The organism is Streptomyces sp. AF1A (assembly GCF_047340315.1).
Taxonomy (GTDB): Bacteria; Actinomycetota; Actinomycetes; order Streptomycetales; family Streptomycetaceae; genus Streptomyces.
Genome location: NZ_JBLEBI010000072.1, coordinates 1 through 16,507 on the forward strand (window position 1 = coordinate 1; position 16,507 = coordinate 16,507).

The following is a 16,507-nucleotide window of genomic DNA, read 5'->3' on the forward strand; positions in this document are numbered from 1 at the left end:
CCCAGGGCCATGGCAACCGCGGCGTCCGTCACCGCCGCGGGATCCTCCGCCGCGCCGAGCTCGATGCGACGGACCGCCGCGTCGACCACCCCTTGCAGCAGCATCGCCGCCAGCCGGGGCTGCTCGTGCCCCATCTCCCCGAGGGCCTCGACGATCATCGCGACGAGCCCGCCGTGGGCCGCCCGGATCTTCTCCCGGGCCCCCGCGTCCAGCTCGCTCGCGGAGATCGCGACGACCGCCCGGTGCCGCCGGTCCCCGACCAGCGCCAGCTGCCGGCGGACGTACGCCTCGACCTTCCCCTCGGGTGAGTCGGCGCCCTCCATGGCGGCGGCCACCTCCGCCGCCCACAGCGGGAAGTCGACCGCGCACAGCTCCTCGACCACGGCCGCACGCGACCGGAAGTACTCGTACACGGACGACCGCGCCAGCCCCGTCCGCTCGGCCAGCGCGGGGAAGGTCAGGGCCTCGGTGCCGCCCTCGGACAGCAGGGAGCGGGCCGCGTCCAGCAGGGCGGCTCGCTGCATCGACCGGTGCTCGGCCACGGAGGCCGCTCGAATCCTTGGCACGTCAACCACTTTACGGACGCGCCGGGACGGACGGGAACCGGCTCAGCGTCCGAAGCTCGCGAGCTTGGCCCGCAGCTGCAGCACCGACTTGGTGTGGATCTGGCTGACCCGGCTCTCGGTGACCCCGAGTACGTTACCGATCTCGGCGAGCGTGAGGCCCTCGTAGTAGTACAGCGTGACCACGGTCTTCTCCCGCTCGGGCAGCGTGTTGATGGCCCGCGCGAGGAACCGCCGCAGCTCCCGGTCCTCGGCCACCTCCACGGGGTTGTCCGCGGCGGTGTCCTCCAGGGTGTCCATGAAGCTCAGTCCGTCGCCGTCCTCACCGCCCACGTGCAGCAGCTCCTCCAGAGCAACCACGTTGGCGAGCGACAACTGGCTGAAAACAGCGTGGAGTTCCTCGACCTCCATGCCCAGCTCGGCGGCGACCTCACTCTCGGTCGGGGTGCGCCGCAGCCGGGCCTCCAAGGTCGCGTAGGCCCGCTCGACGTTGCGTGCCTTCTGCCGCACCGAGCGCGGAATCCAGTCGAGTGCCCGCAGCTCGTCGATCATCGCGCCCCGGATCCGGGTGATCGCGTACGTCTCGAACTTGATCTCCCGGTCGACGTCGAACTTCTCGATCGCGTCGATGAGGCCGAACACCCCGGAGGAGACGAAGTCGGCCTGCTCCACGTTGGGCGGCAGACCGACGCTGACCCGGCCCGCGACGTATTTCACGAGCGGCGAGTAGTGCAGGATCAGCTGCTCCCGCAGTCGGTCGTCACCCGTCGCCTTGTACGACCGCCACAGTTCGTCGAGCGTCGAGGGAGCGGGCGGCCGCACGCTGCCACCGTCGCGGGCGGCTGGGGGGATCGCCGCCCGGTCGGACCCGGAGGTGTGCTGGGGCATTCGTCGCCTTGTGCCGTTCTGCCGTGAAGTGCCGTGAAGTGCTGTGAGTGGGCCGGGGTGGGGGTCGTGGGTCGAAGCGGGCTGCCTGGGGAGCTGTGTCGGTCTGGTGTCGAGTTCGTGCGGTCTGCGTCGTCGCCTTTGTGAGCGTAGCGTGACTGAGGAGTCGCGGTGTGCGAACAGGGAGGCTCCACCCGCGCGCGAGTTGCCCGCGCCGGCCTCGCGGCCTCGCTCCGCAGCTCGCTCTGCGTGACGGGAGGAATGCGCCAACTCCGGGAAACCCCAAGGGTGTCGGGCGTTCCCCCGGACGGCCGAACACGCTCGGTCAGCACGGGCGGCGGCCCGTGCGGACCGAGATCATCGCCTGGCGTGTCAACTTCCAGCCATCGCCATGTCGTTCGACGTAACCAAGTGCTCGGAGTTCGTACAGCCTCGCGATCGCCTCGTCCGGCGTGGTCCGCGCGCCCAGGGCGATGTCCCCCGCGGGGGCCGCGCGGTCGCCGGGCAGGGCGGCGAGGACGGCGCGGGCGGCCGGTTCCAGCAGGTCACGCGGCAGAACCGGGCCGGTACGCGAGGGTGCCAGCTCGCCGATGTCGCCCACGAGTTCGACGACTTCCGCCGCGTCGGTGACCAGGACGGCCTCCCCGCGCAGCAGTTCGTGCACACCGGCCGAGAGCCCGCTGGTGACCGGTCCGGGCACGCCCATGGTGTACCGCCCCAGACGTTGCGCGGCGCGCGCGGTGGCCAGCGAGCCGCTGCGGCAGGCGGCCTCCACGACGACGGTTCCCCTGGTCAGGGCGGCGATCACGCGGTTGCGGAGGATGAACCGGCTCGGTGTCGGATGGTCCCCCGGCGGCAGTTCGCCCACCACCAGCCCCTGTTCCGCGATCCGGTCGATCAGGGCGGCGTGGCCCCGCGGGTAGGGCCGGTCGACGCCGCTGGCCAGGACGGCGGCGGTGGCGCCGCCGGCGGCGAGGGCACCGCGGTGGGCGGCGCCGTCGATGCCGTAGGCGCCGCCGGAGACGACGACCCAGCCCCGCTCGGCGAGCCCCGCGGCCAGGGTGGCCGCCACATGGGTGCCGTACTCGGTACAGGCCCGCGCCCCCACCACGGCGACGGATCTGAGCGCCCACATCCGCAGGCTGGGCCGGCCGCGCACCCAGAGCCCGAGGGGCCGGGCATCCCCGAGATCGTCCAGCTGTCCGGGCCACTCGGCGTGCCCCGGGGGCACGAACCGCGCTCCGGCGGCCCGCGCCACCGCCAGGTCCCGCTCCGGCTCCGCCCGCGCGCCGCGCGCGAGGAGCCCCGCCCAGCGCACCCCGCTGACTCCCGGCAGCGCCGCACCGTCCCCGCGCAGGCGCCGGACCACCTCCGGCAGGCCGAACTCCCGCACCCACCGTCCACCGACCTCGTCGCCCGGCTCGATGACCCGGGAGAGGAAGACCCGGCCGAGCAGTTCCGCGTCCGGGCCCTCGCCTGCGCTCATGCCGGCGCCCCGATGGCCGCCGGGACTCCGCGAGGGACGCCGGTGCGCAGCTGCAGGGCCAGGGCGACGTCCGTGGCGTCCGGCCGACCGTGCCCGACGAGGTCGGCGACCGTCCAGGCGACGCGCAGGACCCGGTCGATCCCCCGGGCGGTGAGCACGCCCCGCTCCAGGTGGCGCTCGGCCTCGTCCATCGCGCCGGTGGCCGGCTGGTACCGGCTGCGCAGCTCGCGGCCGGGCACCTCGCTGTTGGTCCGCCACGGTGTGCCGGCGAGGCGGGCGGCCGCCCGCTCCCGGGCCTGCCGGACCCGGTCGGCCACGGTCGCCGTGGAGTCGCCGCGGGCGCCGGGGTCGGTGAGCTGGGCCCGGGTGACCTGATCGACCTCGACGCGCAGGTCCACCCGGTCCAGCAGCGGTCCGGAGAGCCGGGCCTGGTAGCGGCGGATTGCCGACGGTGGGCACTCGCACAGGGAGCCGCGCTGCGAGAAGCGCCCGCAGGGACAGGGGTTGGCCGCCAGCACCATCAGGAAGCGCGCCGGGAAACGGACCACGCCCGCGCTGCGGGCGATCACCACATGCCCGGACTCCAGGGGCTGCCGCAGGGCGTCGAGGGTGTGGCTGTGGAACTCGGGCGCCTCGTCCAAAAACAGCACGCCGCGATGGGCGAGGGACACCGCCCCGGGGCGTGGGACGCCGGGGCCGCCGCCGACGAGCGACTGCATGGTCGCCGAGTGGTGCGGGGCGCAGTACGGGGCGGCGTCGATCAGCGGCTTGTCCGGGGGCAGCAGCCCGGCCACCGAGTGCACCGCCGTGACCTCCAGGGACTCCTCCCTGGTGAGCCGGGGCAGGACGGCCGGCAGCCGCTCGGCGAGCATGGTCTTGCCCGCGCCGGGCGGGCCCTCCAGGAACAGATGGTGCCCGCCGGCGGCGGCCACCTGCACGGCCGTACGGGCCGAGGTCTGGCCCACCACGTCCGCCAGGTCGCGATCATGGTCGTGCTGGGCGGCGCCGATGCTGTGCATGCCGGTGGCGGCGCCCGCGCCGGGCACGCGCAGGCCGGCCAGGAGCGGGTCGGGGCGGCCCTGCTCGTCCGGTTCCTCCTCGGGGACGGGCTCCTCCGTCAGGACGGCGATGAGCTGCCGCAGGCTGCGGACGCCGAGCACGGACACGCCGGGGACCAGTGCGGCCTCCGCGGCGGCGCACTCGGGGACGACCACCTGCTCGTAGCCGGCGTCGGCCGCGGCCAGCACCGCGGGCAGGATGCCGCGCACCGGGCGCACGCGGCCGTCCAGGCCCAGCTCTCCGATCATGACGATGTCGGCGAGGACCCGGGGATCGATGCGCTCGGCGGCACCGAGGACCGCGCAGGCGACGGCCAGGTCGAAGCCGGACCCGGCCTTGGGCACCGACGCCGGGCTGAGCCCGACGGTGAGTTTCTTCTGCGGCCACTCGGCGCCCGAGTTCACCACCGCCGCGCGCACCCGGTCGCGGCTCTCGGTCAGGCTCTTGTCCGGGAGGCCGACGAGGGTGAACGCGGCGACACCGGGCTCCAGGTCGGCCTGGACCTCGACGACCACGCCCTCGACGCCGACGAGGGCCACGGAACACGTGCGGGCGAATCCCATTCAGGCCACCCCCCGGGCGTGCTCGACGCACGGCGCGCCCCGGTGGGGCAGCAGCACGCCGACCAGGTCGATGCGGACGCCGCCCGGTGGGGCTCCGCCATGGGCGTGGACCCAGCGTTCGGCCAGGCCGCGCAGGCGTGCGGCCTTCTCGGGGGTGACCGCGGCCATCGGATGCTCGTAGCCGCCGCCCCTGCGGGTCTTCACCTCGCAGACGACCAGGACGTCACCGTCCCTGGCCACGATGTCGATCTCACCGGTCCGCCCGGCGCGCCAGTTGCGCTGCAGAACCGTCATTCCTGCCTGGGCCAGCCGCCGCGCGGCCAGGTCCTCGCCGTACTTGCCGAGTGCGCTGCGTGCCTTGCTCATGTCGGCACCACCTCCGGCGCCAACGGTCACGCATCCGCCCCACCATTGTTGATCATGGTGGGCTACTCAGCGGTTGTGGAAATCTCCGTCACCCGAATGAACGCTCATCAGCCTCGGGAAGCACCAGCCGCTGCGCGGCATCAGGCACCCGGGTACACAGCCACTCCGACGCGTAGGCCGTTCGCACGCGTCAGCCTCGGCCACCTGGTCGCGACGGCCGCTCGGACGCGTCGCCCTCGGCCACCCGGTCGCGTCGCCCGCTCGGACACGTCAACCTCGGCCACCCCGGTCGCGTCAGCCGCCCGGAAGCTCCAGATCGCTCTTGTTCAGCTCCTCAATGTTCACGTCCTTGAACGTCAGGACGCGGACCTGCTTGACGAACCTGGCCGGCCGGTACATGTCCCAGACCCAGGCATCCGCCATGGACACCTCGAAGAACACCTCGCCCTGGACCGAGTGCACCTGCATCTCGTAGTCGTTGGTGAGATAGAAGCGCCGCTCGGTCTCGATCACGTATTTGAACAGACCGACGACATCTCGGTACTCCCGGTAGAGCTTCAGCTCCATCTCGGTCTCGTACTTCTCGAGGTCCTCGGCGCTCATGGCATGTTCCCCTTCAGCCGTGCGATCCCCCCATTGTGCGCCAGTCCCACGGACCCTCAGTCGTTTTCCGGGTCGCCAGACGATGTCGCTAGACGATTTCCGGGTCGAGGATCACGGGCCTGGCCGGGGGACCTTCGTCGAGCAGCGTGCGCAGCAGCCCGGCGAGTCTGGTCGGATACACCGTCTCATGCGCCCGGGTCAGTTCCCGGCACGTCCACCAGCGCGCTCCGGCGACACTGCGCCGCTCCAGCTCCGTCAGGCCCGTCGCCACGGTCGCGGTCTGGGTCGTACGGGCCAGGAAGTACCACTCGTCCTGGTCCCAGCGCCGGCCTGCGAACGGGAAGGAGCATCTGCGCTGCCAGAGCACCGGGCCGAGGGCGACATCCGTGATGCCGGTCTCCTCCGCGAGTTCCCGCAGCGCGGCCTCCTCGCGCGTCTCGGCGCCCTCCACGCCGCCGCCGGGGGTGAACCACCAGTCGTCGGCCGGGTCGTCCGGCTCATGGCCGTGCAGGAGCAGGATGCGGTCGTCGGGGTCGAGCAGCACCACCCGGGCCACCGGGCGCAGGCCGCCCTCGTACGACTGCTCGCCCGTCCGCGCGGTCTCAGCGGACACCGGCTGCCGTCTCCGCTCGGGCGGCACGGGTCCGCGAGCCGCCCATGCGCTTGGCCAGGGGGCCGTAGGCGCTGCCCCCGAGGACCAGGACGGCGCCCGCGACGATCAGCAGCTCGATGGTGCGCAGCGGGCCGGGCCGGGACAGCGCGCCCAGTGCCTCGAAGCCGCTGGGGCGCTTGAGCATGCCCTTCATCGGCCAGATCACGGCGTCCACCCGGGCGGACACCGCGTTGCGCGAGACGGTGCCGCGGGCGGCGTCGGTGAGGTGGGCCGTGGAGTCCAGGGAGCCCTGGCGTTCGTCGCCGAGGAGGAACAGGCGGCCCTTGGGAACGGTCACCTTGGGGAAGTTCTGCACCTCGGCCAGGCTGCCCTTGGGCAGGTACGGCTCGTCGATCTGCTTGCCGTTGACCGTCAGCTTGCCGTCGGTGCAGCAGGAGACGGTGTCGCCGCCGACCGCGACGACGCGCTTGACCACGTTGGCGTTGGTGACCCAGCTCTTGTCCCGGAAGACGACGACGTCGCCGCGACGCACCTCGCTCCCGTCGACGCGCTGGGCGAGCACCCGGTCGCCGACGTCGATGGTGGGGGTCATGGAGCTGGTGGGCACGGTGTAGGGCCGGTACGCCACGGCGCCCCACGCGAATCCGCCCAGGAACAGCGCCAGGCCCAGCGCCACGGCCAGCCCCGACAGGCGCTGTCCGATCCGTTGCCTGCTCTCACCACTCATGGACCGGGACCCTACCTGGCAGTACCGGGGCTTGCCCACCCGCCCACCTGGCTGGGTTGGTGAAGAAGTGGTAGTCGACCCACGCAGGGCAAACGCAAGGGCGCCGCCGGTCCGCCGAACGGCGGCCAGGGCGCCCGTGGTCGGTCTGCTCAGCCCCGCCGCGCCTTCGCCGTCCTGCGGCGGCGCCACACGACCACCGGCAGCACCGCGACGACGGCCACGCCCTGCGGGGCCACCGTCAGGGACGCCGCGGCCGGCGCCTGATGGCCGAGACCGGGCTGGTCGAAGGTGTCCGGGACGGGCAGGGTGCCCCAGCGGCCGATCGGCCAGGCCCTGACGATGGCGCGGCCGACGACCTTGTCGACGGGCACGAAGCCGTGGTTCTTGTCGGACTGGTTGTAGCGCGAGTCGCGGGAGTTCTGGCGGTGGTCGCCCATCACCCAGATGTAGCCCTTGGGGACCTTCACCTTGAACTGTCCGCCCTGGTCGTCCACGCTGCACGGCGTGTTGCCCGGGTAGACGTACGGCTCGTTCAGCGGGTGGCCGTTGACCAGCAACGGGCCCGCGTTCTTGCACTCGATGGTGTCGCCGCCGACCCCGATCACCCGCTTGATCAGGTCCTTCTCCTCCGCCGAGGGCATCAGGCCGATCCAGCTGAGGACCTTCTGCACCGGGTTCGGGTTGGGCGCCGGCTCGCCCGCCAGCCAGTCGTCCGGGTCGTGGAAGACGACGACCTCGCCGCGCTCGGGCTTGGAGCCGAACCACGGGGTCAGCTTGTCGACCAGGACGCGGTCGCCCTTCTGGAGGGTGTCCTGCATCGAGTCGGACGGGATCGAGAACGCCTGCACCAGGAACGTCTTGATCAGCAGCGCCAGCACCAGCGCGATGCCGATCAGGATCGGCAGCTCCTTCCAGAGGGAACGCGGTTTCTTCGGCGTGCGCGCGTCCCCGCCCGCACCCGCGTCCACGGCCCCGGGGCGCCCCGCGTCCTGCGGGGTGCCCTCGTCGCCCGCCGGGTCATTCCCGGAGGTCATGGCGCCGTCCGGCACAGGGGCGTGTGCTTCCACGGGGTGCCCGCGGTGCTCCTCGCCGTCGTGTCCCGACCGTGCGCCAACCGCCACATCCCCCACGCCAACTCCTTACTCCGTGCCGCCGCCTGCGCCACATACGGCGCAGGCCCACCACTCCCATAACGAGCGGGAGTTCCGCAGGGGTCGGGAGCTGGGTCATTCCGTTCGGATTCTCGGGAGCAACCCTATGCGACAAGCGCGGGGCCGCGGTCGCACCCGACACGGAGTGGGAAACGCTTGCAAAGGTTTTAGGTTCCCTCAGGCGCGTCCAGTGGCCGACCGGCCAGCCGATGACCATGGCCCGGCCGACCACGGACTTCTCGGAGACCGTTCCGCCATAGGGGGTGTTCTGGTGCGCGCGGGAGTCCGCGGAGAGCTCCCGGTGGTCCCCCATCACCCACAGCCGGCCCTGGGGGACGGTGATGTCGAAGGGCGTGGCGGAGGGGGCGTTGCCCGGATACAGGTAGCCCGACTCGCTGAGCGGTACCCCGTTGACCGTGACGCGGCCCTGCGTGTCGCAGCACTTGACGTGGTCGCCACCGACCCCGATGACCCGTTTGATCAGGTCCTTCTCGTTGTCGGACGGCAGCAGGCCGATGAAGGTGAGGCCCTCCTTGAGCTGCTTGACGACGACGGGATCGTGCTTCTTCTCGGTCTGCTCGTCCCCCAGCCAGCCGCCCGGGTCGTGGAAGACGATGACGTCCCCGCGCTGCGGTGTGGAACCGAACCACGGGGTGAGCTTGTCGACCAGGACGCGGTCGTGGATCCGGATCGTCTCCTCCATGGAGCCGGAGGGGATCACGAACGCCTGGACGAGGAAGGTCTTCAGCACCAGCGCGATGAGCACGGCGACGCCGAGCAGCAGCGGGATCTCCCGTACGGCTGAACGCCTGCGCTTGCGTTTGACCTTGCGCTGCAGTTTGCGCCGCTCCGCGCGCGTGCGGCCGCCGCCGGGCGCGGAGGGGCGGCGCGCCCCGGTGGGCAGCAGGTTGTCGACCGGCGTGCTGGGCACCCCGCGCGGTTTGCCGCGGTTACCCATGGGCGCCCCCTGCCGGGGCGGCGGGCACGCGCGCGTAGGCGGACGGCCGCGTCAGATGCGTCCAGTGGGCGTAGGGCCACACGATCCAGTCGGCCCGGCCGATGACGTCGCCGACGGGGACCATGCCGCCGCCGGGCGAGCCGAGGTGGTCGCGGGAGTCGCGGGAGCCGCTGCGGTGGTCACCGAGGAGGAAGAGGCGTCCGGCGGGTACGACGACGTCGAAGGGCACGCTGGAGGCGTCGTCCCCGGGATACAGGAACGCCGTCTCGTCGACCGCCCGGCCGTTCACCTCGAGCCTCCCCTTCTTGTCGCAGCAGACCACATGGTCTCCCCCCACCCCGACAACGCGCTTGATGTAGTCGGCGTCCCCGAAATACCCGGTGCCGTCGAACACAACCACGTCACCGCGGCGCGGCCGGGCACCGAAACGGTACGCCAACTTATTTACGAGAACGCGGTCCCCGATCCTCAAACCCTGTTCCATGGATCCGCTCGGAATCTGGAACGGCTGCACCACGAGAGTGTTGAGGACGAGCAAAAACGCCAGGCAGGCGAAGAGGGTGAGGGTGATGCGGCCGCCCGGGAGCCACTCGGCGATCCGCGCCGCCCACGCGAAACGCGACCGCCCCTCCGCGCCCGGGGACTCCGGGCGCAAGGTGCGGTCGCGTTCCGTCGGCTGTGCTTCGGTGTCCATCGGGGCCAGATGCTATCCGGCCCCGCTGTGACGCCGAAGAAGCGCTCAGCTCTCGCGCTTCTCCTTGATCTTCGCGGCCTTGCCGCGCAGCTCACGGAGGTAGTACAGCTTGGCACGGCGCACGTCACCCTTGGTGACCAGCTCGATCTTCTCGACGATCGGGGTGTGCACCGGGAAGGTGCGCTCGACGCCGACGGAGAACGAGACCTTGCGGACCGTGAAGGTCTCGCGGACGCCGGAGCCCTGGCGGCGGATCACCACGCCCTTGAACTGCTGCACACGGGAGCGGTTGCCCTCGATGACGCGGACGTGGACGTTGACGGTGTCGCCCGGGCGGAAGGCCGGGACGTCGCTGCGCAGCGACGCGGCGTCGACGGAGTCGAGCAGGTGAGACATTTCGTCTGCTTTCTTCGCTGATGCCACAGGTCATCAACGGGAGCTAGGTGTACAGGGTGTGCCGTGCGGGTCGGGGCGGGCGTCGTGTCCCCCTGTGGCAGGGGCGCACGCCGGACGGGCGCACAACAGCGGCCTATTCTTCCATGCCCCCGGCCCGCCGCCAAAATCGGCCGTGCGGGTGGCCTTCGGGGTCCGGCTCCCAGCCCAGGACGGAGAGCATCTCCCGGTCCTTCTTGTCGAAGGCCTTGGGGTCGCAGTGCTCGATCAGGTCGGGCCGGTTGAGCGTCGTACGCCGCAGCGCCTCGTCGCGGCGCCAGCGGGCGATCTTCCCGTGGTGGCCGCTGAGCAGCACGTCGGGGATGTCCCGGCCGCGCCAGACGGGCGGCTTGGTGTAGACGGGCCCTTCCAGGAGGTTGGCCATCGCGCCGGGCGCGAAGGAGTCGTCCCGGTGGGACTCGGCGTTGCCGAGGACGCCGGGCAGCAGCCGCGCCACGGCTTCGGTGACGACAAGCACGGCCGCCTCGCCGCCGGCGAGGACGTAGTCGCCGATGGAGACCTCGTAGACGGGCAGCCGGGTGGCGTACTCGTCCATGACGCGCCGGTCGATGCCCTCGTAGCGGGCCGGCGTGAAGATCAGCCAGGGGCGCTCGGAGAGTTCGACGGCCAGTTCCTGGGTGAACGGGCGGCCGCTGGGGGTGGGGACGATCAGCGCGGGCGCGTGGGCGCCGGTCTCGTAGCCGTCGGCGAGGACGGTGTCCAGGGCGTCGCCCCAGGGCTCGGTCTTCATGACCATGCCCGGGCCGCCGCCGTACGGCGTGTCGTCGACCGTGTGGTGCCGGTCGTACGTCCAGTCCCGCAGGTCGTGCACGTGCACGGCGAGCTGTCCGCGCGCGCGTGCCTTGCCGACGAGGGAGACGTTCAGGGGCTCCAGGTACTCGGGGAAGATCGTGACGACGTCGAGGCGCATTACGACTCGTCTCCGGACTCTTCCCGGGAGGAGGCGATCTCGGCACGGTCGTCGATCAGGCCCGGCGGCGGCGCGATCACGGCCTTCTGCTCCTCCAGGTCGATGTCGGTGACGATCTCCTCCACGAAGGGGATCAGCACCTCGGTGCCGTCGGGGCGCTCCACGATGAACAGGTCCTGCGTGGGCAGGTGCGAGATCTCGGTGATCCGCCCGACCTCCGCCCCGTCCTCGGTGACCACGTCGAGGTCGATGAGCTGGTGGTCGTAGTACTCGTCCTCGCCCTCGGGCAGCTCGTCCGGGTCCACCTCGGCGATCAGCAGGGTGTTGCGCAGGGCCTCGGCGGCGTTGCGGTCGCCGACGCCGTCGAAGCGCAGCAGCAGGCGCCCGCTGTGGACCCGGCCGGAGACGATGGTGAGCGGCCCGGCGGAGGCCGGGTCGGTGGCCAGGACGGCGCCCGGCGCGAGCCGCAGCTCCGGCTCGTCGGTACGTACCTCGACGGTGACCTCGCCCTTGATGCCGTGGGCGCGGCCGATCCGTGCGACTACCAGCTGCACGTGTCCAGTTCTCCTGTCATCTCCTGCTGGGCCTGCTCATACGACTGCGGGCCGGGGACGGCCCTGTGGCCCTCCCCGGCCCGAGCCGGTTGCGATGAAGCGTCAGCGGACGTGGTCCACGTCGACCAGGTCGACGCGGACACCGCGGCCGCCGATGGCGCCCACGACGGTGCGCAGGGCTCGCGCGGTGCGGCCGTTGCGGCCGATCACCTTGCCGAGGTCGTCGGGGTGGACCCGGACCTCGAGCACGCGCCCGCGGCGCAGGTTGCGCGAGGCGACCTGCACATCGTCAGGGTTGTCGACGATGCCCTTCACGAGGTGCTCAAGCGCCTCTTCGAGCATGCTGCTCAGGCCTCGGTCGACGCGGACTCGGCAGCCGCCTCGTCCTTCTTCTCAGCCTTCTTCTTCTGGGTGATCGCCTCACCCTTGCCCTCGTCGTCACCGGCGAGAGCCTCGAACGACGGACGCGCGGCCTTCGGCTCGGCGACGAGCAGCGGCGCCGGGGCGGGCTCGCCCTTGAACTTCTGCCAGTCGCCGGTCTTCTTCAGGATGGCCAGCACGGGCTCGGTCGGCTGCGCGCCGACACCCAGCCAGTACGCCACGCGCTCGGCGTCCACCTCGATGACCGACGGGTTGTAGGTCGGGTGGTACTTGCCGATCTCCTCGATGGCCCGGCCATCACGGCGGGTGCGGGAGTCGGCGACGACGATGCGGTAGTGAGGCGAACGGATCTTGCCCAGACGCTTCAGCTTGATCTTGACTGCCACGGGAGTGGGTTCTCCTGGATTTGACGTGGTTGGGCACGGCGAGCTGCCGCGTGGGGTTGCGGTACCCGAGTGCCCGATGGACGCGTCAGCCGGAGGAGAGAGGGGTCCTGTGCGGCTGTCGAGTACAGCTAGTCATTGTGCCACACCCTGCGGGTCGCTTTCGGCCGAGGGCTCTGGGTGGTCTTGGGCATGCCTGGGGGGCACCCGGCGTGGAGGTGAGGTCACGTCGGGCGCACTGCTCGGCGCTACGAGGTGCCGCTGCGCCCACCCGTGCCGCCCCAGCGGCACGACTGCCCGCAGCTACGGCGCGCAGCGGCGCCCCACATCGCGCCGGCCACCACCGGCACCCACGAGATGCCGGTACTCCGTGGCCTCGCCGATCACGCCGCTCCCACGACCTCCGGGATTCTGAAGGGCTTGCCGCAGCCGCCGCAGACGATCGGAGCCTGGGCCAGGACGGACGGCACCACCCGGACGTTGCGCCCGCAGTCGCAGACGGCCTTGACGCGGACGCCGCCACCGGAGGAGCCGTGGCGGGCCGCCGGGCCGCGGAAGGTGCGGGAGGTGTCGGCGGAGGTGGCGGCCGTGTGGGCCTTCAGCGCGCGCTGGAGCCGCTCCATCGTCGGGCGGTAGCGCCGCTTCGCCTCGGCGTTGAGCGTGACCAGCGAGAAACCGCTGCTCGGGTGCGGCTCCTCGGGGTGGTCGAGGCCGAGCTCCTCGGCGATCGCGAGGAAGCGGCGGTTGTGGTACCGGCCGGCGCGGGAGGTGTCGCGGACCCCACGGGCGGCGGCGATGCCATGGACTGCCTCATGGAGCAGTCGCTCGAAGGAGAGTTCGTGACCGCACGCGGACGACGACTCTCCGATCAGGGATTCTGGCGCGGCGAGGTCCGGCAGCTCGGGGTGGTACCGCTGAATGTCGGCCCACGCCTGTGCCAGCTCCGCGGCGAGAACAGGTGGTGTCTGTGTCGTGCTCACGTAATGACAACGAGCGGGGGTGCCGCTGTGTTCCTATTCCGGGGCATCCCAAATAATTTGCACTTACCCGTCAGTTGCCGCTGATGCGTCCGGACGAGGGCGGGTGCGCTGATCTGCGGAGAAGCCGCACAGCTCATACCAAGGTGGTGCGTAGTCCGCGCTACGCCCCGGCGCGTACGGCCTCGTGCGACGGTGGTCGGCAGGTGCGCAAGAGAGGTTTCGGCCGCTCTTGGCGCGTGGCCTCATCCAAGTCAGCGTCCGTGACGGCCGTGACGTTACCGCGCCCCGCCTCGGCCCCCGGCACGGGCCCGTCCCCCCGGAGCGGACACCGTAGGGCCACCCGGATTACCAGGACGTGAAATCTCGCCACACCCGCCCTCAGGGCCCAAGCGGGGCGACTCGACCCCTGGACGGCACCGCGGGCCGGGAGTTACCTGGCATACGTGGGAAGTGCGCGCGCACGGCACGGGGGCCACGCAACCGGGCACAGCGGTGAACTGTCGGCGGATTGGGGCGCTTACCTATGACACCTACGCTCGTGCGGCAGCACCCGGCCCACGCGGACCCCGCGCCCCGCGTGAACGCGGGTGCACGCGCGCGTGACTGGTCCGAGATCCAGGAGCGGATGCTGGTCCCGCTCTACGAGGCCGTCTACGAGCGACTTGACGTGGGTCCGGCCACCCGGCTGCTGGGCCTGCGCTGCGGTTCCGGGCTCGCCCTGCTGATGGCGGCCGCGAGAGGCGCGGCTGTCACCGGTGTCGACTCCTCCCCGGAGCGGCTCGCCCTCGCGCGCGAGCGGCTCCAGCCGGACACCCCGCGCGGCAGAAGCGGCGGCGCGTGCGGCGCGCGGCCCGCGCGGGCGCGGGGGGCCCCGCACCTCGTCGAGGGCTCGCCCGCGGACGCGGTCGACGCGGAGAGCGCCGCGTACACCCTGGTGACCGCCTTCGAGCCGATCGGCTGCCTCGCGGGGGACTCCGAGGGGCTCGGCGAGCTGCTGGCGGCCGCGCTGCCGGGGGCCGGGCGCGGTGCCGCCGTGGTGCTGGCCGGCTGGGGCCCGCCGGAGCGCTGCGCCACCTCCTCGGTGCTGCGGGTGGCGACGAAAATGGCCGATCCGCTGCGCAGCGCGCGCCGCTGGCGTCCCGCCCGGCGGGACGACCTGGAGGAGGTCGCCCAGCGGGCGGGGCTGCGGCCGGACGGCTCGGGAAGGGTGGCCTGTCCGTTCGGGTACGCCGACCTGGACAGCGCGGTGCGGGGGCTGCTGTCGACCGGCCTGTTCGACGCGGCGATCGCGGCGAGCGACGCCAAGCAGGTGGCCAAGGAGCTGACGGAGGCCCTGCACCCGCACCGGCGCCCGGACGGCACCGTGTGGATGCCGAACGTCTTCCGCTACCTGATCGCGCGCGTGCCCTAGCCGGACCTCCTCGGCATCCTTCCTCGGGCGCGGGATGCCCGCGATCCGGTACGACGGGCGACGTTGTGCCGGGTCGGGTGGGCCCGGAGGTCGTCGTGCGCGAACGACGGCCGCTCGGTGTCGGCACGAGGCCAACCCCTGGCACGCCCGGCGGGGACTCAGCCCATGAACTTCTTGAACTCGTCCGGGAGCTCGAAGTCCTGGGCGCCCTGCTGCGGCAGTCCGAAGGCGTTCCCGCCCTGGGCGGCGGCCTCGCGGCGCTGTGCCGCCTCCAGCTCCTGCTGCTTGCGCTTCATCGGGTTGCCGGAGCGCTGCTTGCCCTTGGCCTTCTTCTGCTGCTTCTTCTGCCGGCCGGGCCCGCCGCCCATGCCCGGGATCCCCGGCATGCCCGGCATGCCGCCGCCCTGGGCCATGCGCGACATCATCTTGCGGGCCTCGAAGAACCGCTCGACCAGGTTCTTCACCGCGCTGACGTCGACACCGGAACCCTTGGCGATACGGGCGCGGCGGGATCCGTTGATGATCGTCGGGTCCTGGCGCTCGCCCGGGGTCATCGACTTGATGATCGCGGCGGTGCGGTCGACGTCCCGCTCGTCGATGTTCTGGATCTGGTCCTTGATCTGGCCCATGCCCGGGAGCATGCCGAGCAGCTTCGAGATGGAGCCCATCTTGCGGACCTGCTCCATCTGGGCCAGGAAGTCGTCCAGGGTGAAGTCCTGGCCCTTCTTGGACGCCAGCTTCGAGGCCATCTTGGCGGCCTCTTCCTGGCTGAAGGTCTTCTCCGCCTGCTCGATCAGGGTGAGCAGGTCACCCATGTCGAGGATGCGGGAGGCCATCCGGTCCGGGTGGAACGCGTCGAAGTCGTCCAGCTTCTCGCCGTTCGACGCGAACATGATCGGCTTGCCGGTGATCTGCCGGATGGACAGGGCGGCGCCACCGCGGGCGTCGCCGTCGAGCTTGGACAGCACCACGCCGTCGAAGCCGACGCCGTCGCGGAAGGCCTCGGCGGTGTTGACGGCGTCCTGACCGATCATCGCGTCGACGACGAACAGGATCTCGTCCGGCGAGACCGCGTCCCGGATGTCCGCGGCCTGCTGCATCATCTCGGCGTCGATGCCGAGGCGGCCGGCGGTGTCCACGATCACGATGTCGTGGACCTTCGTCCTCGCGAAGTCGATGGAGTCCTTGGCGACCTTGACCGGGTCGCCGACGCCGTTGCCCGGCTCCGGGGCGTAGACCGCGACGCCGGCGCGCTCGGCGACGACGCTCAGCTGGTTGACGGCGTTCGGGCGCTGCAGGTCACAGGCGACCAGCAGCGGGGAGTGGCCCTGCTCCTTGAGCCACATGCCGAGCTTGCCCGCGAGGGTGGTCTTACCGGCACCCTGCAGACCCGCCAGCATGATCACGGTGGGGGGCTGCTTGGCGAAGCGGAGCCGCCGGGTCTCGCCGCCGAGGATCGTGACCAGCTCGTCATTGACGATCTTGAGGACCTGCTGGGCCGGGTTCAGCGCGCGCGAGACCTCGGCGCCGAGGGCCCGCTCCTTGACGTTCTTGATGAACGAGCGCACGACGGGCAGGGCCACATCGGCTTCGAGGAGCGCGATGCGGATCTCGCGGGCGGTGGCGTCGATGTCCGCCTCGGACAGCCTGCCCTTGCCCCGGAGGGACTTGAAAGTAGCTGACAAGCGGTCGGAGAGAGTGTCGAACACGGCGGCGTCGGTCCTCGGGAGTCGGGGGCGTTCTCGGCTGCCCTCCAGGGTATCCGGC

The 16,507-nt window shown here is 71.7% G+C and carries 19 protein-coding genes; 1 reads left to right on the forward strand and 18 read right to left on the reverse strand.

Annotation, left to right across the window (positions count from 1 at the left end):
* The 17 genes from ACLU3S_RS20090 to ACLU3S_RS20170 all read right to left on the reverse strand — a co-directional run.
* On the reverse strand, nt 1–542 hold a 542-nt coding region (locus ACLU3S_RS20090; RefSeq protein ID WP_413953308.1), incomplete at its 3' end, for a TetR/AcrR family transcriptional regulator.
* 66 nt (nt 543–608) lie between these two features.
* On the reverse strand, nt 609–1,451 hold the full coding sequence (whiG, locus tag ACLU3S_RS20095; protein ID WP_413953285.1) for an RNA polymerase sigma factor WhiG: 843 nt from the start codon (nt 1,449–1,451) through the stop codon (nt 609–611).
* Nucleotides 1,452–1,773: 322 nt separating this feature from the next.
* A complete protein-coding gene (dprA, locus tag ACLU3S_RS20100) occupies nt 1,774–2,934 on the reverse strand; it encodes a DNA-processing protein DprA (protein WP_413953286.1) in 1,161 nt (386 codons plus the stop codon).
* The gene (locus ACLU3S_RS20105; protein WP_413953287.1) at nt 2,931–4,556 is read right to left on the reverse strand and encodes a YifB family Mg chelatase-like AAA ATPase; all 1,626 of its coding nucleotides are present in this window, start codon (nt 4,554–4,556) and stop codon (nt 2,931–2,933) included. The genes dprA and ACLU3S_RS20105 overlap by 4 nt, the downstream gene beginning before the upstream one ends.
* On the reverse strand, nt 4,557–4,922 hold the full coding sequence (locus ACLU3S_RS20110; protein WP_413953288.1) for a YraN family protein: 366 nt from the start codon (nt 4,920–4,922) through the stop codon (nt 4,557–4,559).
* 294 nt (nt 4,923–5,216) lie between these two features.
* Nucleotides 5,217–5,525 carry a DUF2469 domain-containing protein gene (locus tag ACLU3S_RS20115; protein WP_003965949.1) on the reverse strand — a complete coding sequence of 103 codons (309 nt, stop codon included), beginning with the start codon at nt 5,523–5,525 and terminating at the stop codon, nt 5,217–5,219.
* Between the two features lie 88 nt (nt 5,526–5,613).
* Nucleotides 5,614–6,138, reverse strand: a complete 525-nt coding sequence (locus ACLU3S_RS20120; RefSeq protein ID WP_413953289.1) for an NUDIX hydrolase — start codon at nt 6,136–6,138, stop codon at nt 5,614–5,616.
* Nucleotides 6,128–6,865, reverse strand: a complete 738-nt coding sequence (gene lepB / locus ACLU3S_RS20125; protein ID WP_413953290.1) for a signal peptidase I — start codon at nt 6,863–6,865, stop codon at nt 6,128–6,130. Before lepB (ACLU3S_RS20125) ends, ACLU3S_RS20120 begins: the two co-directional genes overlap by 11 nt.
* A gap of 149 nt (nt 6,866–7,014) precedes the next feature.
* A complete protein-coding gene (lepB, locus tag ACLU3S_RS20130) occupies nt 7,015–7,995 on the reverse strand; it encodes a signal peptidase I (RefSeq protein ID WP_413953291.1) in 981 nt (326 codons plus the stop codon).
* Nucleotides 7,883–8,974, reverse strand: coding sequence for a signal peptidase I (lepB, locus tag ACLU3S_RS20135; protein ID WP_413953292.1), 1,092 nt, complete (start codon nt 8,972–8,974; stop codon nt 7,883–7,885). Before lepB (ACLU3S_RS20135) ends, lepB (ACLU3S_RS20130) begins: the two co-directional genes overlap by 113 nt.
* Nucleotides 8,967–9,668 (reverse strand): signal peptidase I, encoded by a 702-nt coding sequence (lepB, locus tag ACLU3S_RS20140; RefSeq protein WP_413953293.1) that lies wholly within the window; start codon nt 9,666–9,668, stop codon nt 8,967–8,969. Before lepB (ACLU3S_RS20140) ends, lepB (ACLU3S_RS20135) begins: the two co-directional genes overlap by 8 nt.
* A gap of 45 nt (nt 9,669–9,713) precedes the next feature.
* A complete protein-coding gene (gene rplS / locus ACLU3S_RS20145) occupies nt 9,714–10,064 on the reverse strand; it encodes a 50S ribosomal protein L19 (protein ID WP_029385574.1) in 351 nt (116 codons plus the stop codon).
* Nucleotides 10,065–10,197: 133 nt separating this feature from the next.
* Nucleotides 10,198–11,031: a tRNA (guanosine(37)-N1)-methyltransferase TrmD gene (gene trmD, locus ACLU3S_RS20150; protein ID WP_413953294.1), complete on the reverse strand. Its 834-nt coding sequence runs from the start codon at nt 11,029–11,031 to the stop codon at nt 10,198–10,200.
* On the reverse strand, nt 11,031–11,585 hold the full coding sequence (gene rimM / locus ACLU3S_RS20155; protein ID WP_413953295.1) for a ribosome maturation factor RimM: 555 nt from the start codon (nt 11,583–11,585) through the stop codon (nt 11,031–11,033). Before rimM ends, trmD begins: the two co-directional genes overlap by 1 nt.
* 102 nt (nt 11,586–11,687) lie before the next feature.
* Nucleotides 11,688–11,927, reverse strand: a complete 240-nt coding sequence (locus ACLU3S_RS20160; RefSeq protein ID WP_003973401.1) for an RNA-binding protein — start codon at nt 11,925–11,927, stop codon at nt 11,688–11,690.
* A 5-nt stretch (nt 11,928–11,932) separates the two neighbouring features.
* On the reverse strand, nt 11,933–12,352 hold the full coding sequence (rpsP, locus tag ACLU3S_RS20165; protein ID WP_413953296.1) for a 30S ribosomal protein S16: 420 nt from the start codon (nt 12,350–12,352) through the stop codon (nt 11,933–11,935).
* A gap of 380 nt (nt 12,353–12,732) precedes the next feature.
* The gene (locus tag ACLU3S_RS20170) at nt 12,733–13,329 is read right to left on the reverse strand and encodes a hypothetical protein (protein WP_413953297.1); all 597 of its coding nucleotides are present in this window, start codon (nt 13,327–13,329) and stop codon (nt 12,733–12,735) included.
* Nucleotides 13,330–13,852: 523 nt separating this feature from the next.
* Here ACLU3S_RS20170 and ACLU3S_RS20175 point away from each other — a divergent pair.
* A complete protein-coding gene (locus tag ACLU3S_RS20175; RefSeq protein WP_413953298.1) occupies nt 13,853–14,740 on the forward strand; it encodes a class I SAM-dependent methyltransferase in 888 nt (295 codons plus the stop codon).
* Nucleotides 14,741–14,898: 158 nt separating this feature from the next.
* Here ACLU3S_RS20175 and ffh read toward each other — a convergent pair whose 3' ends face one another.
* A complete protein-coding gene (ffh, locus tag ACLU3S_RS20180; RefSeq protein WP_413953299.1) occupies nt 14,899–16,449 on the reverse strand; it encodes a signal recognition particle protein in 1,551 nt (516 codons plus the stop codon).
* Between the last annotated feature and the right edge of the window lie 58 nt (nt 16,450–16,507).